The organism is Paenibacillus phytohabitans, from assembly GCF_013141775.1.
Taxonomy (GTDB): domain Bacteria; phylum Bacillota; class Bacilli; order Paenibacillales; family Paenibacillaceae; genus Paenibacillus_AQ; species Paenibacillus_AQ phytohabitans.
On record NZ_WHOB01000062.1, the window covers coordinates 110,084 to 133,807 of the forward strand.

Annotated in this window: 14 protein-coding genes; 12 read left to right on the forward strand and 2 right to left on the reverse strand. The window is 54.5% G+C overall.

Annotated elements, in window-relative coordinates:
- Positions 1-61: 61 nt before the first annotated feature.
- From GC101_RS20920 to tyrS, 3 genes are all read left to right on the forward strand, one after another.
- Positions 62-1,969, forward strand: coding sequence for a beta-glucoside-specific PTS transporter subunit IIABC (locus tag GC101_RS20920; RefSeq protein ID WP_171718828.1), 1,908 nt, complete (start codon positions 62-64; stop codon positions 1,967-1,969).
- Between the two features lie 466 nt (positions 1,970-2,435).
- Positions 2,436-3,890 carry a glycoside hydrolase family 1 protein gene (locus GC101_RS20925; RefSeq protein ID WP_171718829.1) on the forward strand — a complete coding sequence of 485 codons (1,455 nt, stop codon included), beginning with the start codon at positions 2,436-2,438 and terminating at the stop codon, positions 3,888-3,890.
- A 426-nt stretch (positions 3,891-4,316) separates the two neighbouring features.
- A complete protein-coding gene (tyrS, locus tag GC101_RS20930) occupies positions 4,317-5,576 on the forward strand; it encodes a tyrosine--tRNA ligase (RefSeq protein ID WP_171718977.1) in 1,260 nt (419 codons plus the stop codon).
- Between the two features lie 1,626 nt (positions 5,577-7,202).
- Here the strand turns inward: tyrS and GC101_RS20935 are convergent.
- Positions 7,203-7,388 (reverse strand): hypothetical protein, encoded by a 186-nt coding sequence (locus tag GC101_RS20935; RefSeq protein WP_171718830.1) that lies wholly within the window; start codon positions 7,386-7,388, stop codon positions 7,203-7,205.
- A gap of 298 nt (positions 7,389-7,686) precedes the next feature.
- Here GC101_RS20935 and GC101_RS20940 point away from each other — a divergent pair, with 298 nt between their 5' ends.
- Together GC101_RS20940 and GC101_RS36580 are read left to right on the forward strand one after the other, a co-directional pair.
- Positions 7,687-8,718: an FIST signal transduction protein gene (locus GC101_RS20940; RefSeq protein WP_171718831.1), complete on the forward strand. Its 1,032-nt coding sequence runs from the start codon at positions 7,687-7,689 to the stop codon at positions 8,716-8,718.
- 17 nt (positions 8,719-8,735) lie between these two features.
- Positions 8,736-9,851: a methyl-accepting chemotaxis protein gene (locus GC101_RS36580; protein ID WP_171718832.1), complete on the forward strand. Its 1,116-nt coding sequence runs from the start codon at positions 8,736-8,738 to the stop codon at positions 9,849-9,851.
- Between the two features lie 492 nt (positions 9,852-10,343).
- Here GC101_RS36580 and GC101_RS20950 read toward each other — a convergent pair whose 3' ends face one another.
- Positions 10,344-12,332, reverse strand: coding sequence for a beta-galactosidase (locus tag GC101_RS20950; protein ID WP_171718833.1), 1,989 nt, complete (start codon positions 12,330-12,332; stop codon positions 10,344-10,346).
- Between the two features lie 244 nt (positions 12,333-12,576).
- On the opposite strand from GC101_RS20950, the gene GC101_RS20955 reads away from it, so the two are divergent.
- From GC101_RS20955 to GC101_RS20985, 7 genes are all read left to right on the forward strand, one after another.
- Positions 12,577-13,545, forward strand: coding sequence for an ABC transporter permease (locus GC101_RS20955; RefSeq protein ID WP_171718834.1), 969 nt, complete (start codon positions 12,577-12,579; stop codon positions 13,543-13,545).
- Positions 13,546-13,561: 16 nt separating this feature from the next.
- Positions 13,562-14,446 (forward strand): ABC transporter permease subunit, encoded by an 885-nt coding sequence (locus GC101_RS20960; protein WP_171718835.1) that lies wholly within the window; start codon positions 13,562-13,564, stop codon positions 14,444-14,446.
- A 34-nt stretch (positions 14,447-14,480) separates the two neighbouring features.
- Positions 14,481-16,088, forward strand: a complete 1,608-nt coding sequence (locus GC101_RS20965; RefSeq protein WP_246354434.1) for an extracellular solute-binding protein — start codon at positions 14,481-14,483, stop codon at positions 16,086-16,088.
- Between the two features lie 89 nt (positions 16,089-16,177).
- On the forward strand, positions 16,178-18,544 hold the full coding sequence (locus GC101_RS20970) for a helix-turn-helix domain-containing protein (protein ID WP_171718836.1): 2,367 nt from the start codon (positions 16,178-16,180) through the stop codon (positions 18,542-18,544).
- A gap of 119 nt (positions 18,545-18,663) precedes the next feature.
- Positions 18,664-21,567, forward strand: a complete 2,904-nt coding sequence (locus tag GC101_RS20975; RefSeq protein WP_281365908.1) for an exo-rhamnogalacturonan lyase family protein — start codon at positions 18,664-18,666, stop codon at positions 21,565-21,567.
- Complete coding sequence (locus GC101_RS20980) at positions 21,564-22,259, forward strand: DUF1961 family protein (RefSeq protein ID WP_171718837.1); 696 nt, start codon at positions 21,564-21,566, stop codon at positions 22,257-22,259. Before GC101_RS20975 ends, GC101_RS20980 begins: the two co-directional genes overlap by 4 nt.
- Positions 22,260-22,832: 573 nt before the next feature.
- Positions 22,833-23,633: a polysaccharide deacetylase family protein gene (locus GC101_RS20985; RefSeq protein WP_171718838.1), complete on the forward strand. Its 801-nt coding sequence runs from the start codon at positions 22,833-22,835 to the stop codon at positions 23,631-23,633.
- The last annotated feature ends 91 nt before the right edge of the window (positions 23,634-23,724 follow it).

The window sequence follows — 23,724 nt, forward strand, 5'->3', positions numbered from 1 at the left end:
TTCGCGTATGCACGTGTTCATTCGGGTTTTTTTATTACCTACAATTTAGGGGGAAAGACGAATGAAACACCAGGAAACAGCACAGCAAATCGTCAAGTCGGTGGGCGGAGTATCCAATGTGAAGTCGGTGTACCACTGTGTAACGCGTCTGCGCTTCGAGCTGAAGGACAACAATAAAGCGGATCAGGCCGCGCTCAAAAAGCTGGATATGGTGATGGGCACCAATATCTCGGGTGAGCAATTCCAGGTCATTATCGGCAATGATGTGCCTAAGGTATTCGACGAAATGGTTAAAGAGTACCCGGCGCTCAAGCAGACAGCGGAAGGAAATAAGCAGGAGGACGGGAAGAAGCAGAATGTGATTCTGAAGATTTTTGAGACAATCGCCGGTGTATTCGCACCGATGCTGCCCGCAATCACGGCTGCCGGTATCCTGAAGGGACTGCTCGCTCTATTCGTGACCCTGGAATGGCTGTCAGCGGGAACAGACACGTACCGTATCCTGTCTGCGATTGGCGATGGCGTATTCTACTTCCTGCCGATGCTGATCTCCTTCAGTGCAGCGCGTAAATTCGGCAGTAACCCGTATATAGCAGTTGGTGTCGGCGCGGCGCTGATGTATCCGGATATGGGCGCACTATTGTCCAGCGGTAACCCCGTATCCTTCCTCAGTATTCCGGTAACAGCGGTCTCCTACGGATCTTCCGTAATTCCAATTCTGCTCGCGATCTGGATCCTTTCTTACGTGGAAAAAACAGTAGACCGCTTCATCATACCGTCTCTCAAGCTGCTGCTCGTTCCGCTGATCTCCCTCCTGGTGATGGTTCCGGTCACGCTGATCGCAATTGGACCTCTGGGAACCTTCGTCGGAGACGGATTGTCCGGCGGCATTAACTGGCTGCTGAATGAAGGCGGCCTGATCTCCGGGATCGTGCTTGGCGGGGCGATGTCCCTGATTGTTATGACGGGTATGCACTACGCACTGGTTCCGGTTATTATCAGCAACCTGGCTACACTCGGCTTCGATAAGTTCCTGCCGCTGACCTTCATCTCCAATATGGGTCAGGCGGGCGCTACTCTGGGCGTATTCTTCCGGGCCAAAGACAAGAAACTGAAATCCGTCGCCCTGTCCACCAGCTTCACCGCACTTATGGGTGTTACTGAGCCGGCCATGTATGGCGTCAATATGAAATACAAAAAGCCGTTCATCGCGGCAATGATCGGTAGTGCGGCAGGCGGCGGCTTCGCGCTGGCGTTCGGTGCCAAGGCATATGCGCTGGCTGGTAACGGCGGTATCCCGGGTCTGCCGGGATTGGTTGGACAGACCTTCTGGTACGCCTTTGGCGGGATGGTCATTGCCTTTGTAGTTGCAGCGGTTGTTACAGTGTTGCTTGGTTTCCAGGAAGAGGCTGATGATGCGGAGCAGATTTCCGGCAGTATCGCCGCTAAACCGGCAGATGTGACCCCGGCAGCTCCGGCACAGGTAGAGGTTGAGGTAGAACCGGCATCCGCTACCGCAGAAAGCACAGCTTATGCACCAATGACGGGTAAGGCGATTCCCTTAAAAGAAGTCAATGACCCTACCTTCGGCGATGAGCTGATGGGTAAAGGCATTGCGTTTGTGCCTACGGTCGGCGAGCTCGTATCTCCAGTCAGCGGTACTGTAATGAATGTCTTCAAAACCAAGCATGCTATGGTTATCCGCAACGCTGACGGCATGGAACTCCTGATCCACGTCGGGATCAACACCGTGAAGCTTCGCGGCCAATTCTTCGAAGCGCATGTGCAGGCCGGTGATCCGATTCAGGCCGGCGACAAGCTGCTTACCTTCGATCTGGCGCAAATTGCCCAGAATTATGATATTACGACCGCTATGGTCGTTACTAATACGGCCGATTACAAGCAGATTCTGCCGCTTAAGCTGGGCGAAGTTGCTTTCGGTGAGCCGGTGTTGAAGGCGGAGCTGTAAGGTTCGGTTGCCGGTTTAGGTTTGGTCGTATCTTCGATCTTTTATGGGGATTAGCTTGGATCTTCGATTTGGACTTTCGATTTTGGTTTTTGGGTTTAGTTTTTGGTCTATAATTTGGATTTTAGTTTTGGATCTTAGTTTTTGGTCTTCAATGTTGAGCTTAGCCTGAGTTATTTCCAGGCGCCAGCTCCGGTCTTAGCCTGAGTTTGAGCTTAGTGATTTCGGAACGAAGCGATCGGGTTGGCTTAGAATTTTGTCACCTTCGAATCCGCTTCATCCTAGCAAAAGGCTATTAGTAACGGAGGGAAGTTTGGAACTGTAGGAGCGATAGCGTCCGCCTTTGTCTCCGGATGTTATCCGCTAATAGCGGTATAATTCAGAACATCTGGAGACAACAGCGGCCGGAAGTCCAAACATCACGCAGTTACGGCCTGCCTTTTTATAACGAACAATGGGAGATGACAAAATGACCACTTTTCCACATGGATTCCTATGGGGCGGAGCAATCGCCGCCAACCAGGCAGAGGGCGCTTTTGACGCAGACGGTAAAGGATTATCCACGGCAGATATGGTGCCATACTATAAGAAAAAAGATTACACCAACCTCAAAGAGCTGATGCATGTCACCAGTGAAACGATCGAGCGCGGAATGCAGCATGCCTCAGCGGAGGGCTACCCGAAACGGTACGGGATTGATTTCTATCACCGGTTCAAAGAGGACATCGCCTTGTTCGGCGAGCTGGGCTTCAAAGTGTTCAGGATGTCGATCAACTGGTCACGGATCTTCCCGAATGGGGATGATGCCGAGCCTAACGAGAAGGGCCTGCAGTTCTATGACGACATGTTCGATGAGATGCACAAATATGATATTGAACCGCTGGTTACGCTCTCCCACTATGAGATGCCGATGTCGCTGGTGCTGAATTACGGGGGCTGGAGGAACCGTGCGGTGATTGCTTTTTATGAGAAATATGCCGAGACTGTGATGACAAGATACAAGGACAAAGTGAAATATTGGCTGACGTTCAATGAGATCAATACTACCGTCATCGAGCCGTTCACCGGAGGCGGGGTAGTAGAGGATACGGTGGATAACATCCGGGAGGCGTCCTATCAGGCGCTGCATCATCAATTCGTGGCCAGCAGTCTGGCGACCCGCAAAGGGCGGGAGATTAATCCGGAATTCCGCATCGGCTGCATGCTCGCGCGCATGATCCATTATCCGGCGACCAGCGATCCGGAGGATGTGCTGCAGGCCCAGATTGATAATCAGCTCAATCTGATGCATACCGATGTGCAGGCGCGGGGAAGCTATCCTCCGTTCATGAAGCGTTATTTTGCCGACAATCATATTCAGCTTGTGACTGAGCCTGGCGATGAGCTGCTGCTGCGTGAGAACACGGTGGACTTCATCTCCTTCAGCTACTATACATCGCTTATTTCCACAGTTACTCCTGAGAAATATGGTGTGACCGGCGGCAATCTGTTCAGCACCGTGAAGAATCCGAACCTGAAGATTACCGAGTGGGGCTGGCAGCTTGATCCGGTTGGCCTGCGGATTGTATTGAAAGAGCTGTACGACCGTTACCAGCTGCCGCTGTTTGTGGTGGAGAACGGGCTGGGTGCGAAGGATAAGGTCGAAGAGGATGGTTCCATCCAGGATGATTACCGGATCGATTATTTGCGCAAGCATATCACTCAGGTCAAGGAAGCGGTTCTGGACGGAGTCGAAGTCATGGGCTACACCGCCTGGGGGGCGATTGATATTATCAGCGCATCGACTTCGGAGATGTCCAAGCGTTACGGCGTGATCTATGTGGACCAGGACGATGACGGAAACGGAACGCTTGACCGGAAGAAGAAGAAGAGCTTCTACTGGTACCAGAAGGCAATTGCCAGCAACGGAGCAGATTTGGAGTAGGCAGCTCCTGGCTGGCGCTGCCAGCGCATTGACAACGATTTTAGAAGCGGCTATACTTTCTGTAATCTTATAGTTGGTATACGTTGAACGAGCCAGTAGCAGACTTGTCCCTGTTCCCAGAAAGCCGGGGGTTGATGGAACCCGGTATATACAATGGACTGCGAATTACACCTCGGGAGTATCTTGGGTAATGCCAAGCGGAGCTAAGCGAACGATAACTCGCGGAAGAGTGGTACGGACATACTGTAACATAGTGTCTGTGCAATTTGGGTGGTAACACGGTTAATGATAATCGTCCCTGTGTCTGAATAGACAAGGGGCGATTTTTTGTTGCCCAAATTCGGGAATTGCAGAGTTACCCGGTAAGCTGGCTGTTTTTCAATGCATACCAATTACACAACAAACAAACCAAAGGGGCTGTACATGTTGAACATTATCGACGAGTTGCTGTGGCGCGACGCCATTAACCAGCAGACAGATGCGGACGGACTGCGTGAATTAACGAATAGTAAGGCTGTTTCACTGTATTGCGGCGTGGACCCGACAGGGAACAGCATGCATATTGGTCACCTAATTCCTTTTATGATGCTTAGACGCTTCCAGCTGGCCGGGCACCGTCCGGTCATTCTGATCGGCGGGGCTACCGGAACGATCGGCGATCCGAGCGGACGCCAGAGCGAGCGCTCCCTGCAGACGCTGGAGCAGGTACAGGAGAATGTGGATGCGCTGACGGCCCAGATGAAGAAGCTGTTCATTACCGAAGGCGACAATCAGGTGCGGATGGTGAACAACTACGACTGGACCAAGGATATGAACGTCATCGAATTCCTGCGCGACATCGGCAAGAACTTCAGCATCAACACGATGCTGGCTAAGGACGTAGTATCCAGCCGTCTGGACAGCGGAATCTCGTTCACCGAGTTCTCCTACCAGATTCTGCAGTCCATGGATTACCTGCATCTGTACCAGCATGAGGATGTGCAGCTGCAGATCGGCGGCTCGGACCAGTGGGGCAATATTACGAGCGGCCTCGATCTGATCCGTAAAAAAGAAGGCAACGAAGCCAAGGCCTTCGGCCTGACGATCCCTCTGATGCTGAAGGCAGACGGCACCAAGTTCGGCAAATCGGCCGGCGGCGCGGTATGGCTGGATCCGAAGCAGACCACACCTTACGAGTTCTACCAGTTCTGGGCGAATACCGATGACCGCGATGTGGTGAAATACCTGAAATACTTCACCTTCCTGAGTAAAGAAGAAATCGAGGCGCTGGAGGAGAAGGTTGCGACGGAGCCGCACAAACGCGAGGCGCAAAAAACACTTGCCGAAGAGATGACCCGCTTCGTCCACAGCGAAGAGTTGCTGGAGCAGGCCAAACGCATCAGCGCAGCGCTCTTCAGCGGTGATATCAGCTCCCTGACTGCCGATGAAATCGAAGAAGGCTTCAAGGAAATGCCGACCTTCACCGCCGCTAAGGAATCGAAGAACATTGTCGACTGGCTGGTCGACCTGGGCATCGAGCCATCCAAACGCCAGGCGCGTGAGGATATTACCAAAGGTGCAATCTCCATTAACGGCGAGCGCGTCAACGAGCTGGAAACTGAGATTACGGCTGAGCTTGCCATCGGCGGCAAATTCATCATCGTCCGCAAAGGCAAGAAAAACTACAGCCTGGTGAAATTGGGCTAAGCCCTGCTGCTGGCTGAGAAGTCCATAGGTAAACAGGTAAACGGGCAAACAAGTAAAGAAGTAAACAGGCAAACAGGTAAATAGTAAACAAGGAAACAGGTAAATAGTAAATCGGCAAATAGGTAAACCATAAGAGGCTATCCCGCTGTGTCAGCAATGACGGGGATAGCCTCTTTTTTATAAGGTGATTAATTTGTTTTAGGGTGCCTGCAGAGTACGTGAGTAGTCAGCGTGGTTGTGAGTGAGGTGATCAGTAGTCAGCGTGGTAGGGAGTGAGGTAATGAGGAGGTGATCAGTAGTGAGTGTGGTAGTGAGCGAAGTAACCAGTAGTCAGCGTGGCAGGGAGGAGGTAACTAGTAGTCAGTGCGGTAGTGAGCAAGTAATAATGGTCAGCGAGGTAGGGATGAGGTAACCAGCAGTGTAGTAGTGAGTGAGTTGATGTGTGGTCAGCGTGGTAGATGTGGTAACCAGTGGTTAGTGTGGTAGGGATGAGGTAACCAGTAGTCAGCGTGGTGCGAAGTAAACAGTAGTCAGCGTGGCAGGGGGAGGTAACTAGTAGTCAGTGTGGTAAAGTAATCAGTGTTCAGCGTGGTAAGGAGGAGGTAACCAGTAGTGAGTGAGGTAATCAGTTGTCAGCGTGGCAGGGAGGAGGTAACTAGTAGTCAGTGCGGTAGTGGGCAAGTAATTAGTGGTCAGCGTGGTGCGAAGTAAACAGTAGTTAGTGTGGTAGTGATTGAGGTAATCAATAGTTAGCGTGGTGAGAAGTAATCAGTGTTCAGCAAGGTAGTGAGCGAGGTAATCAGTGTTCAGCGTGGTAGTCAACGAGCATAAGCCCCGCTCTTTTGGGGCTATTTCGTTGGACTCGCCGGGCGGACAGTGCCTGCTGGACGAGAATCCTGCACAAAATACAACATTTTCTTCCTATATCCGCCTCAAATTGAGAATTGTTGTATGAAATGCAACATTTCCTTTCTTTCCGGCGGCTTAGCCTGACAATTGTTGTATTTCATACAACAATCCCCTCAAACTCCTTGGAAACTAGGGGGCAGAGTTGTAATACGTACAACATTTCTGCCTGGACAAGGCTGTAAAGTGTAATCTTTGCTCAAAAACTCAATCGATGCCGGGCAGAACGCTCGGAATAACGCTCAGCACGCACCCAGCACTCAGCACACACACAACGCCCAGCACACACAATGCTCAGCACCTACCCAGCACCTACCCAGCACCTACCCAGCACTCACCCAGCATACCCAGCATCCACTCAGCACACTCCAGCACTCACCCGGCATACCCAGCACCCACCCAGCATACTCCAGCACTCACCCGGCATACCCAGCACCCACCCAGCATATTCCAGCACACTCAGAACAACCCCACATTCCCCGCACCGCAGCAGCCCGAAGCCCGGCCCTACACCGAATGACTATCGGTTTGCTTGAGAAAACAGGTGCCTCTTGCGTCGCTGCTGGAATCTGCATCTTTTTTGTCATTGATAATCATTATCACATGATCTATTGTTAGAGATAGAATCGAATCGAGAAGTGACGGTACTACAATAATCGGCTTAGTCAGGCTTAGTCAGATGTAATCAGGTGTAATCGGCGTAATCAGATGTAATCAGGTTTAATCCTCAAGTTGCGCCAGCTCATCTTCGAGTTTGGCAATTTTCTCGCGGATGGCCTCTGCCCGGGCTTCGTCTTGCGCCTTTACTGCCACCGCCAATTCTTCTGCAGCTAATTCGATCTGGTATTCCAGATAGGTGTAGTCCGATGCGGCGGCAGGGTGACTGGAACGCTGTGAATAAGTCATGGTCTCACACTTCCTTTCTATTATTAATGTGATGCCCGGCTCTGGGCATCGTATCCAACGTATCCATCGTATCTACAGTATGTTCATGATACAGCCTTTCTGTGAGCGGCTCAACCTTAGTCACCCGTGACAGCCGTATTTTTGCGCCGGAAATAAGGCTTTGGCGAGGGAATTGCGACATTATTCACAGACAGTAGGCCCGGTTCTGGTTTTACCATAAGAAGTATTGAAAATTAAAGCTTAATTTTTCAGTAACGTTTTCAGGGAGAGATCCCGCGAAGGAAGGTTGATATACATAATGAAAGCTTTATCTTTTAACACACCGGGCGAAGCCAGGCGGCATCTGGAACAACTGGATAGCAACAGAGGCTTGGTGCTGTTTGCTTCCGCTGCGGCAGTCAGCGAATTGTCCCGGCATGCACCCTCCCGGGCGGTATTGTGCTCGACCAAAGGCGAATATACCCCGCAGGGCTACCGCAGCGGCGTAGTCACAGGGTTCGAATACGAATCAGGGATAGCCGATATTGTGGAGATCCTGCATCCGCCCGTGCTTAGCGGCAATATACTAAGTGCCTCATATCACAAAGTCCAAGGCAACGCTAATGCCTTTCTGCTGCTGCTATGTGACGGTACAGGCGCGATGGAGGAGACGCTCCTCTCCTCGCTGTTTTTCATTGCCCCGGAATTCAAGATCGTCGGGGGAAGTGCAGCGGATGATGAGCATGGAGAGACTTATATTTACATAGGAAGCCGACGGGTGCGGAACCTGGGGATTTTCTTCAATATGCCGGGCCGTACCGCACTGGTTAAAGAGAATATTTATGTTCCCACCGGGACAACGCTGCTGGTGACAGAAGCCGATGTGTTCGGCAGAACGGTGTATTCCTTCAACGGACGTCCTGCTGCGGAAGAATACGCGCGCGTGCTTGGTGTCCCGGAGGCGGACCTGGCAGAGCATTTCCTGAGCAGCCCGCTGGGCAAAAGATACGAAGACGATCTGATCATCGCCTCACCGATGACAATTAACCCGGATGGCTCTGTCACATTTTACAGCCAGGTTATGTCTAGTACTTATGTGGAGGTGCTGAGTGCAGCAGATCCGCTTGCTGTGCTGGAGGAGACGCTGGGCGGGAGCCCGTACAAGCCATCCTTTGTGCTCAACATTAACTGTACGCTGCGGGATCAGCTCTTCATCCGGGACGGTCTGTGGGCGGATTTTGACAGGACGATGCTCGGATTCTGCGGCAACACTACAGGTTTCATCAGCTACGGAGAGCAATACTATAAAAAGCATGCCAACCAGACCATGATTCTGCTGCTGGTTGAATAAGGGAGAGTAGATTGATTATGCAGTGGATAACCAGATTACGCACTTCATGGGGCAAAAGCACCTCTGCCGGAGGTGTTCAAAGTCATAATACACTAGCCGTTCTTGAAAAAACGGACAGCTCCGGACAATCAGCCGGGACGGTAAATATAGCTGGAACAGCGGCAAATGCTCCTGAGCCTCCAGAGAATACTGGCGGGACAGCTGCCGTTAACGCCGCTTCAGCCACTGAATCCTATGGGATGCACGCCTATACCCTGGCCGGACAGATCCGCCGCGAAACTGATGAGATTCTCAAGGAAGAGGCACAGCTGGTAGAGGAGTTTGCGGCTTTACGGGCGGGCAGCGGTGAGCTGATCAGCCAGATCGGCGGCACCCAGCAGCTGCTGGAGCATCTGAAGACCAACAGCGGGCAGACCGAAGATCTCATCAATGAAATGTATGGCAGCCTCTCTTTTTCCTCCAATAAAATTGAATTCGCCAAAGAGTCCAATATCCAGATCTCGGCTGAAATGCAGAAGGCTTCGGCGGTATTTACTGAATTTGTCACCTTGAATGAGGACCTGCGGGGGCATTTCCGGAGCATCGAGCAGCTGGCGAAGATCATTACGGATATTGCTGAGCAGACGAATCTGTTGTCGCTGAATGCAGCAATCGAGGCGGCGCGGGCCGGAGAGCACGGACGGGGCTTCTCGGTGGTTGCCACAGAAATCCGCAAGCTGGCCGACAGCACGCGCAGTCATGTGAAGGAGATCATGGGCTCCCTTTCGGGGATGACCCAGGTAATGGAGCAGCTACACAGCAAGTCCGGTGACGGGACAACAGCGATGACAGAGACGAATGCGAAGATCAGCCAGTCCACGGTATATATGAACGAGATCGTGGAGGCGGAGGAAGAGGTGTTCCAGCATCTGGAGAAGATTCAGGAGTCGCAGGAGAGCAGCATGGAGGATGTGGAGCAGATCAATGGCGATCTGCTGCGTATTCTGGAGAAATCGGGACAGGATGCAGGTCAGTTCCAGAAGATGGTGCTTACCGTCCAGAAAAAAGCCGATCACTATCAGCAGCTGCTTAATCATCTGCACCAGATAGAGCAGTTGCAGCAGCTTGATGCAGTACAGAAGACTGGCGTATAAGCAGACGCAGGTATCGATAAAAAAAGACTACACCCGGCAGAGGGAATGCTGTGGTGTAGTCTTTCGTATGATTAGGTCAGCCAGAAACTTCTGGCTGGCCTTTTTGGTTACCGGGCAGAGGTTCGCGAAGATAAGGTACAGCGTGCTGGAGCAAGGGATGTCAGCAGAGTGAAGTGGACTGAAAAGCGCTTATTTCCCGGAAAACCCTAATATTGAGGCCGAAGCGGACTGAGAATCACCTATCCTGTTCATTCGTGCCCAAAATGGTGGCCAGCCGGCCCATTAACGGAATCTGAGTCCGCTTATCCCGCAATTCAGCCTGATTGGCCCGATTAGCGGATTGTCAGTCCTCCAGAGCAGCTGATGTGCAATTATAGCCTGGGCCTGAGGAGGCTGAGCAGTGGCGGTAAACTCCGCTGCGTTACTGCCGGATTCAGATTGCAGCAGCTCCAGCCCGGATGAATTCTCCCCCGCCCGCTTGGCGCCCCTTGCCTACAACGCAATAAGTCTGTAGCCGTAAGCACCGACCGTCAGCGGACCGGCTGGCACGTGCTCACCGCTCAGCACATCCTGTCCGCCCCGCGGCAGGGTTACACTGCCTCCGAGTCCGTCCATATTCACGATCGTCCATAGTTCACCGGACGCTCCGTGTCTTGGACAGACGACCGTGCCCTGGGTGACATCGCTCCGCAGAGTCACACCGGCCCGGGCTGCATAATGATCGATCAGCGCGCACAGCAGCTTGTCCCCCGCTTCTCCGGAGGGCAGGGAGCCGAGCATTACGATGGCTCCGCGGCCATAGGGCTGCTCGGTCAGGAAGGCCAGGCCCGGCGTCCGGCCTGCCGTGATCCTGCCGGTCACGGTTGCACCGCCCGGCAGCGGCTCGAACACCGCGCTCCACAGGGACAACGGTGCGGAGAGGCCGAAGGCCTCGCCAATGCTGCCCGTTCCCTCCATCGGGTAGACATATCTGGTGATTACCCCGGCGATGCGCTCCAACCCGCCCAGTGCAGCATCGGTATGCAGGGTATGGTCGGCCGTGCGGCCTCCGCTCAGCGGACCGGCGATCCAGATGCCGCCAGCCTCAGCAAAGCTGAGAGCCTTCTGGATATATTCCGGCGACAGATAATGCACAAAAGGGGTGAACAGCAGCTTGTAGCCGCTAAGCTCTCCGCCTTCGGGCAGCAGGTCACGGTGTATGCCCATATCGAGTATCCGCTTGTAGAAGTCCCCCAGCAGGGAGCGGTAGCTCAGCTTCCGGTGCGGCTCCGTCGCCAGGTACGCCTTGGTCCGGTCTGAATAGGTGATGGCGACCTCAGCCTGCGCCGGCCGGGTAGCCAGCAGGTGCGGCTCGATCAGCAGGCGCGCTGCGGAGGCTTCCCGCACATTGTCATAGCCGAGCGCAGGCTTGCCCCAGGCGCTGATGATGGAGCTGTGCGTCTGCTCGCTGCCGGTGCGCTGCTGCCGCCACAGCCAATAGCAGAAGGCTCCTGCCCCCAACGCATAGGCAGACACAGCTTCAGCGGTGAGATAGCCGTCCGGATGGGGTTCGCCGTAGCTCATGAGCGAACCGGCATAGGCCGGACTGGTCTCCAGCAGCCAGAAGTCCCGCTCTGGCTTGATATTACGCCACAGATCACAGTTCAGCAGATAGGCATGCTTATTGGCCTGTGAGGCGTAAGTGTCGTACGAGGCGAAATCGAGCTCCCGGAACAGCTGTTCATTGTCCACATGGAAAGCGACGCTGCTGTTATGGGTTATGGGAGCTGGCGAATAGCGGCGGAGAATCGCTGCCTGTTCAGCTGCGAATCCGGCGGTTGTCTCCATCTGGAACAGGCGGTACAGGGTTACAAGAGATGAGTTATGCAGGAAGGGAGTAGCCACCGGCTGCGGCACCTGAACGAATTGCTGATAGGTCTGGCTCCAGACTCCCGTTCCCCAGGCTTCGTTCAGCTTCCCGATATTGCCGTAGCGGCTCTCCAGCCACTCATGCCATAGGGACTTGCAGGTCCCGCACATGCATTCTGAGACATGTGCCTTGAGTTCATTATCGAGCTGCCAGGCGACTAGACCCGGCAGCTGCCCCAGCTCTTTTGCCAGCTGTTCAGTGATTATCGCAGCCCGCTGCCGGAAATAAGGGTGATTCGTGCAGACATGCTGCCTGGACCCGTGGCCCATAACCGCCCCGTCCGCCCTGATGATCAGGCGTTCCGGGTGCCCGTGTGTCAGCCAGACCGGCGGAGTGGCCGTCGGGGTGCACATTATGGTGTCGATGCCGTAGGCATGCAGCTGCCGGATCTGCTCAGCGAATGGCCGGATATCAATGGAGCCTTCCTCCGGCTCCAGCTCCGACCAGATGAACTCACCCATCCGGACGAGATTGATGCCGGTTTCCTTCATAAGCTGAAGGTCATGCTTCCGTTCAGCTTCCCCCCAGAGCTCGGGGTACCATGCAGCGCCGTAATATAGCTTATGATTCACTTGCTTTACCTCCCGGGGAGCCCATTATGAGCGTTTTGGTCTCCCGGCATCATAGTTGCCCACTGTGCAGCAGGCAATAGTAAAGTTTTGCCGGCTTTGCACTTTATTGTAGCGGGGCGGATCAGGGCAGGACAGGCCCCTGTCCAAAAAGTCCGATTGCCGGAAAAATCCGCTGAAACCATAATAGGAAGCGCAGCCAAGGCACGGCAGTGCAAGGCTGCTTATCTATATGGAGGTGAATGTAATGAAGCAAGGAGCGGCAATAGGGACAGCAGATATACATGCTGCTGCAACCTACCGCAGCAGGCGGGAGCTGCGCTTCAGACGTCTGAAGCGGGACAAATGGCTCTACATCCTGCTGACCCCGGGACTCCTGTATTTTCTCGTATTTAAATATGTACCCATGTGGGGAGTGCTGCTCGCGTTTAAAGATTATCAGCCCTTTCTGGGCTTCTGGAAAAGCGATTGGGCCGGTCTTGAGCATTTCCGCACGTTCTTCCAGAATCCTGACTTCTTCATGCTGCTGCGCAATACACTCGTGTTGTCGCTGTATAATCTGGTGTTCTTTTTTCCGGCCCCGATCATACTTGCCCTGCTGCTGAATGAAGTCCGGCTGTCCTTCTATAAAAGGACGATTCAGACGATGATTTATGTACCGCATTTCATATCCATGGTCATCGTCGCCAGTATATCGTATGTGTTCCTGACTACACAGGGCGGCGCTGTCAACGAATTCCTGTACTCCGTGACCGGGAGCAAGATCGATTTCCTGGCCAGCCCCGACTGGTTCCGCCCGCTGATCATCCTGCAGACCATCTGGAAGGAATGCGGCTGGGGGACGATTATCTTCCTGGCGGCGCTGGCCGGTGTTGATGTTGAGCAATATGAAGCAGCCGTAGTGGACGGGGCCAGCCGCTGGCGCCAGACCTGGCATATTACGCTGCCGGCGATCCGCAGCACCATTGTCATTCTGCTGATTCTGCGGATGGGAACCATTCTGGATAATGGGTTTGAGCAGATTTATCTGATGATGAATGCGCTGAACCGTGAGGTGGCCGAGGTGTTTGATACCTACGTATATGCACTTGGGATCACACAGGGGGCGTTCAGCTACAGCACCGCAGTCGGACTGTTCAAATCGGTGATCGGGGTTGTACTGGTGCTCGGCACCAACTGGCTCGCCAAGAAATCGGGCGAATCGGGACTTTATTGAGAGGGAGGCTGTGTGCGTGGCTAAACATTATAAGAGCCCCGGAGAGATTACGTTTGACGTATTTAATTATTTTGTATTGGGAGTTATCGGAATCGCCGCAATCCTGCCATTTCTGTTTGTGGTCTCCGGTTCGTTCGCAACCGAGGCGGAAATTACGAAACGCGCTGTCTTTCTGATTCCAACTACCATCTCGTTTGATGCCTACCGGTTCATTTTCTCCACGGATACCATTGTAAGAAGTATCGGGGTATCGCTGTATGTGACGGTGATCGGTACGGCGGTCAATCTGTTTTTCACAGTAAGCATGGCGTATCCGATGGCCAAACGTTATCTGATGGGCCGGAATGTAATCCTCAATCTGGTTATTTTCACCATGCTGTTCGGGGGCGGGATGATTCCCACCTATCTGGTGATCCGCGAGCTGCAGCTGCTGGATACGCTGAATGCGTTAATTCTTCCGGGTGCGATCAGCGCCTTCAATCTGATTATCGTCAAAAACTTCTTCCAGGAGCTTCCGGTCGAGATTGAGGAGGCGGCCCGCATCGACGGCTGTACCGAGCTGGGGCTGCTGTGGAAAATCGTACTGCCGCTCTCCAAGCCAGTGCTGGCGACGTTCACTCTCTTTTATGCGGTCGGGCACTGGAATAACTTCTTCTCGGCGCTGCTCTACATTAATGATCCGTCCAAGTGGCCGCTGCAGGTGATGCTGCGCCAGATCGTTATGCTGTCCCAGTCGGCAGCTGGTGATCTCAGCTCGATGGACCCGAATTTCGTACAGCCGCCTGAGCAGTCGATCAAAATGGCAGTTATCGTGGTCGGCACACTGCCGATTATGTGCGTCTATCCGTTTCTGCAAAAACACTTTGCCAAAGGGGTGATGCTCGGTTCGGTTAAAGGGTAACAGGGTATGCCAACATACAAAGGGAGGCTAAGTAATGAAGATTGCGCGTAAAGAAGGTTCCATACATTTGAAACGATGGTTGTTTATGTTACTAGCTGCTATTATGATTTTAAGTGTGTTCACCGGCTGTGCCGGCAATAAGGAGAATAATGCTGCAGGGCAGAAGGAGTCTGCCTCAAGTGAAGGGAATGCGCCTGGCGGAACTGAAGCTGCAGAACCGCTGGATCTGACGCTGATGCTGCCGATTTTCAAAACAAATTATCCGAAGGACGGCAGTCCGGTTGCTGCCAAGCTGGAGGAGCTGACGAACACCAAGATCCATTTCGAATGGGTGCCGAACGCTTCCTATGCCGACAAATTCAATATCACGCTGGCTTCCGGCAAGCTGCCTGACATTATCTATGTAGGCGATGTCAAAGCCTCGAGTTTCGTGAATGCGGCAAGATCGGGCGCTTTCTGGGAGGTAGGTCCGTACCTGAAGGATTATCCGAATCTGAGCGGAGCGAAGGAAGTCATTCTGAGCAACTCAGCCATCGACGGCAAGAACTATGGAATCTACAGAGGACGGGCGCTGGGCCGCAACGGCGTGGTTTACCGCAAGGACTGGCTGGAGAAGCTGGGGCTTGAAGCTCCGCAGACCGTGGATGATTTCTACAATATGCTAAAAGCGTTCAAAGAACAGGACCCTGACGGCAACGGTCAGGCGGATACCTACGGCATGGTGCTGGTGAAGTGGACCGGCGGATGGGCCAGCGGCTTCGATACAATCAAGCTGTGGTTCGGTTCCCCGAACAAATGGGGCGTACAGGATGGCAAGCTGGTTCCTGAGCATGAATATCCGCAGTACTTGGAAGCGCTTAAGTTCATGAAAAAGCTGTATGATGAGCAGCTGATCAACTCCGACTTCGCGGTGATGGACAGCTCCAAGTGGAATGATCCGGTGGTCAACAACAAGGCCGGTGTCATTGTCGATGTGGTGGACAACGGGGCACGGCTCGATGACAAGATTCATGCTGCACTCCAGAAGGAAGGCAAGGATGAGCCTGACCGTCATTATATGGATGTCATCGGCGGGGTGACAGGAACGGACGGAGCACTGCATACCCTTCCGACTTCCGGTTTCTCCGGCATGCTGGCTATACCGAAGTCGTCGGTCAAGACTGAAGCAGAGCTTAAGCAGGTGCTGACCTTCCTGGACCGGCTCAACGAAGAGGATCTGCAGACGATGCTGAACTACGGAATTGAAGGTGTCCATTATAATCTGGTGGACGGATATATTGAACGCTCAGGGGATACGGTTCTGCTGGAATCGGAAGTGGAAGGTCTCAACCAGATGCTGCCGTTCATTCCGGAGGACAAGGCGAAGCTGGTGAAGCAGACTGCCCTGCGGTTGAAGCAGACAGAGGTACAGAAGGCTAATGAAGCGACGATTGTGACCAATCCTGCCGAAGCGCTGATCTCTGCAGTATATACGCAAAAAGGCTCGCAGCTGGATAATGTAATCAATGATGCGCGCATCAAGTTCATTGTCGGCCAGATTGACGAAGCAGGCTTGAAGTCAGCTTTTGAGGTATGGCGGAAGACAGGCGGGGACGAGCTTGTGAATGAAATGAACGAACTGTATTCGAAGACGGGCAAGTAAGTCCGGCACTGCTCCAGGCACCAGCCGGTTTATACCCGTTATAGCCGTAAGGCTGCAACTCTAAACTATGGATTCGGCTGGTGATTGATATGGAGAATGGAACGGCAGGGGAACGAAAGGGATATACAGGGGGGCGTACCGGCCGGAAGGGCCGGTATTACCGCAATAATCTCATTATTGTGCTGATCGTTTCGTCTATCCCCGGCCTGATCATCGGGTCCCTGGTGTACTTTATGGCAGGGGGCAATCTGGAGAAGGAGCTGCTGGGTATGCATAACCGGCAGATCGAGCAGCGTGCGGACAACATTAATGACCAGCTGTCCAATCTGGAGCTGATGCTGGCCCACTGGGCGTTCGAGCCGAAGTTCGACTACAGCCTGAGCAACATGGATTTCACCCTGAATCATGAACGGGCCTGGGATATTACCAAAACCCTGGTGGTCATGCAGGGCTCGAATTCGATGGCGCGGCAGGTGGAGCTGTACCTGGCGGGCGATCAGCCGGTGCTGTTCGGCACGGAATACGGGACACTGGCGCCCGAAGAAGATGCAGTGTACGGCAAGCTGCTGGAGCAGGAGCGCAGTACCTATTGGACGGAATGGGCGTTTGATCCGGCCAAGCCGGAGCAGAAGGAGCTGACGCTGGTGCATCATATTCCCGGCGGAAGCCTGGAGCCCTTCGGGGCACTGCTGCTGCGGATGGACACAGAGAAGGTATCCGCCATGCTGCGGACCATGACCCCGTACAACACGGGGGAAGTATTCATGCAGCAAAAGTCCGGGGGCCTGTTCATCTCCGGCAACGGGATCGATGCAGCCACACCGTTTGTGACTGCGCTGCAGAAGGCGATAGCAGACAGAGGCAGTAAAGACAGCACATCGTTCCTGTATGACTGGGACGGAGTTACTTTCGCGGTGACCTACGGCGATTTCTCCCGGATTGCGAATGAATGGATGTATGTGTCGGCTTCTCCGATATCCAGTGTGACTTCACCGGTGGTGGGGTTATCCCGGATGATCATCCTGGTCAGCTTGTGCGCGCTGCTGCTTGCGGCAGTCCTCTCCTGGATTGCTTCCCGCAAAATCTACTCGCCTGTCCGCCGCCTGCTTCAGACGCTGCTTCCCGAGCATGCGGCCTCCGGGGGCCGGGTGGACGAGATGACGCTGATTGAGCGGCACTGGCAGAATCTTCACGGGCAGCGGCATGCCCTCCAATACACGCTTTCGGAGCAGCTTCCGCATGTGCAGCAGAGCTTTCTGCATCAATTGTTCCAGGGTTATCTGTATGCCTATTCCGAACAGGATCTGCTTAGCCGGATGAAGCAATACAAGTGGGAAGTGGACAATTGCGTTTTTGTAGTGCTGTATATTCAGCTTACAGGAATCTCCAGCCTGGAGGCCAAGTTCCGCAGCGGTGACGAGAGCCTGGTGTCCTTCGCGGCGGTGAACATCATCAGTGAACTGGCTGCTGAGCATTTCGGGCGTGCCGAGACCGTTAATCTGCATGATCTTACGTCGGGCATTCTGCTGATTGAGCAGGGAAGCGGCCCGGAGCCGGAGCGGGTTCAGGCTTTCGGTGAAGAACTGGCAGCCACGATCAACCGGATGCTTAAGCTGCAGGCAACTGTAGCGTACAGTGCAGAGGTGAACAGCATCTCCGGCATTCCGCGCTCGTTCGAAGCGGCGAAGCAGGCAGCCAGTCACCGCAGATATGGAGGCGGGAACCAGGTGATCAGCCTGGAGCAGCTGGAACGGGAAGGGCAAGGCACCCAGCTGCCGCAGTATTCGTTCGCGCTGGAGCGCGGCCTGATTCAGGCGCTGCGTACCGGCGAAGCGGAAGAGGCAGACCGGCTGCTGGAGGAGTTCCTGATGACGCTGTCCGAGGGCGGCGCGAAGGTCATTGATGTGCAGCAGGGAATGCTGCATCTGCTCGGCGCGATCCTGCATGCGGTGCTTGAGGCAGGGATTGCCCCGAATCAGCTGTTCAAGGGCAAGAACCTGTATGCAAGCCTGTCACAGATTCATGAGCCGGGCCTGATCCTCTCGTGGTTCCGCGGGCATGTGGTGGCCCCCTTCCTGAAGGAGCTGTGCGAACGTTCGGACGCCGGCATCCGGCGGACGGTTGAACAGGCCATGCTGTACATTCAGCAGCATTATATGGACAATATTTCGCTGGACAGCTGTGCAGATTATACGGGAACCAGCCCTTTTCTGCTCAGCAAGTCCTTTAAACGGGTTACCGGAATTAATTTTATTGATTATTTAACAGAGCTGCGGCTGGACAAAGCCAAGGAGCTGCTGCGCGATACGGATCTGAAAATGAACGATGTCGCCCAGCAGGTCGGCTATCAGCAGAGCTATTTTAACCGGATATTCAAAAAACAGGAGGACATCACTCCGACACGCTACCGTGAACTGAGCCGGCATGAAGGGGAGAAGGAGAACGGGATCAGGTGAGGCGGGTACCAAAGGGGTTCTCATTTACCGTGCACGAATAAGCAGCTTTCTCCGGCTCGGATCATTAGTCTCTGTGATCGGTGATGTCACATAAGGAGATGACCGTTTTGTCCTCAGCCATGCCAATACAATTAAGGTGGTTGAATCAGCCAACAGCTGCTGCGGGGGTTACCTGGGGTGTACCCTGGTCCAAGGGAGAACTGAGGCGCGGGGACCTGTCCGCCCTATGTCTTAACGGGACGGGTGAGGGTTGCAGTCTGCCGCTGCAGAGCCGCCCTGCCGCTTATTGGCCGGACGGCAGCATCAAGTGGTCGTTTCATTCGGCCGTATGCCCTGACGGGAGTACTGAGGGTTATACACTGGAACGGTCTGCAGTGCCGGGGGATATGCCGGCAGCCCTGCAGGTGTCCGTTCAAGAAACAGAAGAAGCCTATATTGTCGATACCGGCACCATCCTGTGTACCGTGGGCAAGCGGGGGGCGGGACCAATCTCCCGGATTATCCGCCGGGCTCCGGAGGAATCCGGAGGTGCCGGCAGTGATCATGGATATTCCGGAGCTGCGGAGGCTGCTGAAAGTGCGGCGTTGTCTGCGGGTGCAGGTGCAGATGTGGGCGCGGATGCAGGTGCGATTGCAGGTGCAGGTGTGGGCGCGGATGCAGGTGTGGGTGCAGGTGCAGATGTTGGCGCGGATGCAGGTGCGGGTGCAGGTGCAGATGTTGGCGCAGATACAGGTGCGATTGCAGGTGCAGGCATGGGCGCGGATGCTGGCGTGGAGCAGCAGGGTTGCCGCGCAGAGCAGCTCCTGTGCAGCGGAAGTGAGCTGGTCTGCCTCCGCGAGCAGCGCGATACGCTCAGCGGTGAGCTGACACTGCGGCAGGAACGCTTTACGGGCGTGACCCGCAGGGCAAGTCTGGAAGAAGCCGGACCGCTGCGTGCTGTAGTTCGGCTGGAAGGCAGGCATAGAAGTGTGAGGGGAGCCAGAGAATGGCTTCCTTATACTTTGCGGCTATACTTCTATGCCGGGCTGGATTCCATCCGGCTGGTGCATACCTTTCATTATGACGGCAATCCGCAGCAGGATTTCATTAAGGGGCTGGGCATCGTGCTCAAGGTGCCGCTAAGCGGTCCGCTGTACAACCGTCATGTCCGGCTGGGGGGCAGTGAAGGGATCTTCAGCGAGTCGCCCAAGACGCTTCATACCCGCAGGACCAAAGGCAAATACGCCGGCATGTTCGCCGGGCAGCTGGAAGGAAAGCTCCAGCAGTTTGACCCGGGGGAGGACGCGTATTTCACGGGACTGCTTCAGGATTCTGCAGTATGGGACAGCTTCAAGCTCGTTCAGGATTCGTCCGAGCATTATGTAATCCATAAGCGGACAGGGGCGGGCTGCACCTGGATTAAGGGGGCAGAAGGCCGGCGGGCAGGAGGGCTAAGCTATGTCGGATCGGAAGGCGGCGGTCTGGCTGCCGGAGTGAAGAACTTCTGGCGGAAGCACCCGTCCGGGCTGGAGATTACCGGCACCTCCGGCAGTGAAGCAGCGTTAACGGTCTGGTTCTGGTCGCCGGAGGTTCCGGCCATGGACCTGCGCCACTACGATACGAAGACGCATGTGGAGTCCTCCTACGAAGGCGCAGATGAACTGCGTGCTACACCGTACGGTATTGCGGGCACCAACGAGCTGACCTTGTGGTGCACCGCGGAAACGCCGGGAACTGCACAGCTGCTGCAGATGCAGCAGGAAGCGGATGAACCGGCGCTGCTGGTCTGCGCTCCGGAGTATTATCACCGCAGCCGGGCGTTCGGCCTGTGGAGCCTGCCGGACCGGAGCACACCGGCCAAGGCCTGCCTGGAGGACCGGCTGGACGGCATCCTCTCCTTTTACCAGTCGGAGATCGGGCAGCGGAAATGGTACGGCTTCTGGGATTATGGCGACTTCATGCACAGCTATGATCCGGTCCGCCATGTCTGGAATTACGATCTGGGCGGCTGCGCCTGGCAGAATGCCGAGCTGGTGCCGAATATGTGGCTGTGGCTCAGCTTCCTGCGGACCGGGCGCGCAGATCTATTCCGCATGGCGGAAGCGATGACCCGGCATACCAGCGAGGTGGATGTTTATCATTTCGGGGAATATGCGGGCCTTGGCTCACGGCATAATGTCGTGCACTGGGGCTGCGGCTGCAAGGAAGCACGGATAGCTATGGCCGGACTGCACCGCTACTACTATTATCTGACCGGCGATGAGCGGACCGGCGACATCATGGACAGTGTGAAGGATGCGGATTATTCCACGGTGACGCTGGACCCGATGCGGGCTTATTTTCCGAAGGATGAATTTCCGACCCATGTGCGGGTAGGCCCGGATTGGGCGGCGTTCAGCTCCAACTGGATGACCCGCTGGGAACGGTATGAAGATACGGCGTACCGCGACAAAATCATAACGGGAATCAACTGCATCAAAGCGGCCAATCTGCGGCTGATCTCCGGTCCAACCTATGGCTATGACCCTAAGACGGGAATTCTGAGCGCTATGGGTGATGACAACTGGGGACGGCATCTGGCGATCAGCATGGGCGGGCCGCAGGTATGGTTCGAGCTGGCGATGATGCTGGAGGACCCGGAGTGGGAGGATATGCTCGCGGAATTCGGCGTGTTCTACAACCTGCCTCAGGAAGAGAAGGATGTCATTACCGGAGGAGCGATTACAGGCAGGCTGCGGTTTGAGCATCCGGTGCTGAGTGTGGCTATTGCTGCCTATGGCGCATGGTACAAGGATGACCGGGCTACTGCTGAACGCTGCTGGAACATCCTGCTGGAGAATCCGTTCGGAGCCGTTGACCTTCAGGCAGAGCAGACGCAGGTTACTTATCTGGAACCGATCAATGAGATCGGCTGGATGAATACGAATGAAGCTTCGCAGTGGTCGCTGAACACGATCATTGCCCTGGAGCTGATTGCTGAAGCTCTTCCGGAGCGGGGAGCAGGAGCAGAGGCGGATGCCGGAAAGGCGGTGGCGGCTGAGTGACTGCGCAGCAGGACTTGACGCTGATTCCGGAAGGCTGGCGGGAGATCTACCGCAATACACTGGAAGGACCCGGGCATGTGGAAGGTTTCCGGATGGAAGGCGACGGCATAGCCACCTTTCCGCAGGGACGTTTAAGGCTGGAGAGTAAACGGGATGCAAAAGAAGGGCAGCAGGCGAATGTGGTCTTCTGGTGCCCGGAGGTTTGTCCGGCGGAGCTTGCGGTATCGTGGAAGTTCCGCCCGCTGCGGGAACCCGGATTGGCTATTCTGTTCTTCGCTGCTGCCGGCGCCGGGGGCAAGGATCTGTTTGATCCGTCCCTGCCGGTCCGCACGGGGGAGTATGACCAGTACCATCACGGGGAGATGAATGCTTTCCATATCTCCTATTTCCGCCGGATGTGGGAAGAGGAGCGGTCCTTTCACACCTGTAATCTGCGCAAAAGCTACGGCTTCCACCTTGTCGCGCAAGGCGCTGATCCGTTGCCGGATGTTGCCGATATGACCGGAGCCTACCGCATGCTGGCCGTGAAGCAAGGGCCTGCGGTGACCTTTGCCGTGGACGGATTGCCGCTGCTGCACTGGGTGGATGACGGTTCGTCCTCCGGCCCGCTGCTGGCAGGCGGCAGAATAGGCTTCCGGCAAATGGCACCGCTGATTGCAGAGTATAGTGATCTGGTTGTCTATGCTCCTTGATTGCCCGGCGGAACGAAAAGAAAAAAAGAGGCGATAGGGGAAATTTCGCACTGCAGGAGGATTGAACCGGTAATCTTTCGTATTAGCACCGGGTTCCTTGCTTGAAATGCTGGCTTTCTGTGACGCTCCCTTAGGGCCTAAGCTTTAACTGTATTTTGTGCAACTAAAGCGATCGATTATTGCACTGCGAGAGCTTTAATTGTATTTCATGCAGTTAAAAGTACACATATTTGGAAAAGAAGACGTTTCTCCATTTTTAATTGTACAGAATACAGTTAACCCGGCAAAACCCGTGTTTTGCCGTCTTTTAAGTGCAGGAAATACAACTATATAGAGTGAGCTTAAGAATCTGACTTGCTGCATGGACGAAATCCTTGCTCCGCAAGGGGGGGGCGTCCATCAACTGGCCATCATTCTATAATTGCTATCTGCTCCTCATTATTACACTCAACAGACCTGCTAGCGCAAGGTTCTGCAGAGGAAGTCTTTTACAAGTTCAAGCCATATAGTTCAGATCCTAAGTGTGTCTTATATAGATCATTCATTCTCATATGCAAAGGAGGCTTAACCGTAATGTCCGGAGTGTATTACTGCTATCCGCAAGGCCGGCATAAGGCGCTGACGATGAGCTATGACGACGGCAGACGGGCAGATGAACGGCTGGTCGGCCTGTTCAACATGCACGGAATCAAGGGTAGCTTTCACCTGAATTCGGGACTGCTTGGAGAAGGCGACCGCATTCGGGCAGAGGAAGTCGCCGCCTTGTACCGCGGTCATGAAGTCAGCGCGCATACGCGGAGCCATCCGACCCTGGCACGCTGCCCGCAGGAGTATATCGTTGAGGAGATTATGGAGGACCGCAAAGTATTGGAAGGGCTAATCCGCCAGCCGGTCCGCGGAATGTCTTATCCGAACGGGTCCTATACGGCAGAGATCAAGGGGCTGCTGCCCCATCTGGGCATCGAATATGCCCGTACTGTCCAGAGCAGCGGCGGTTTCGCCCTCCCGGAGGACTGGCTGGAGTGGCAGGCCACCTGTCACCATAACCGGGATTTGCTTGCCCACGGGGAGACTTTTATAGGACTGCATAAGCGCCAGTATCTCTATCTGATGTATGTGTGGGGCCATAGCTACGAATTCGACAATGATAACAACTGGGAGCTGATGGAGCGCTTCTGTGCCATGGCCGGCGGCCGGGACGACATCTGGTATGTGACCAACCTCGAGCTGGTTCATTATATGAAGGCCTGTCGGGGGCTGGTTTTTTCTGCCGCACGGGATTTTGTATACAATCCGGGAGCTGCTGCCGTCTGGCTGGAGGTTGCCGGAACTGTGGTCGGGGTGCCTGGAGGACAGACTGTGGAGTTAGGCTGATTACAGGACTGGGATAGAGATAAGGAGGAATTACTGTGAAAAAAGCGAATCAATCGCTGCACCGGCTGGCCGCAATAGATATTTCAGCCGC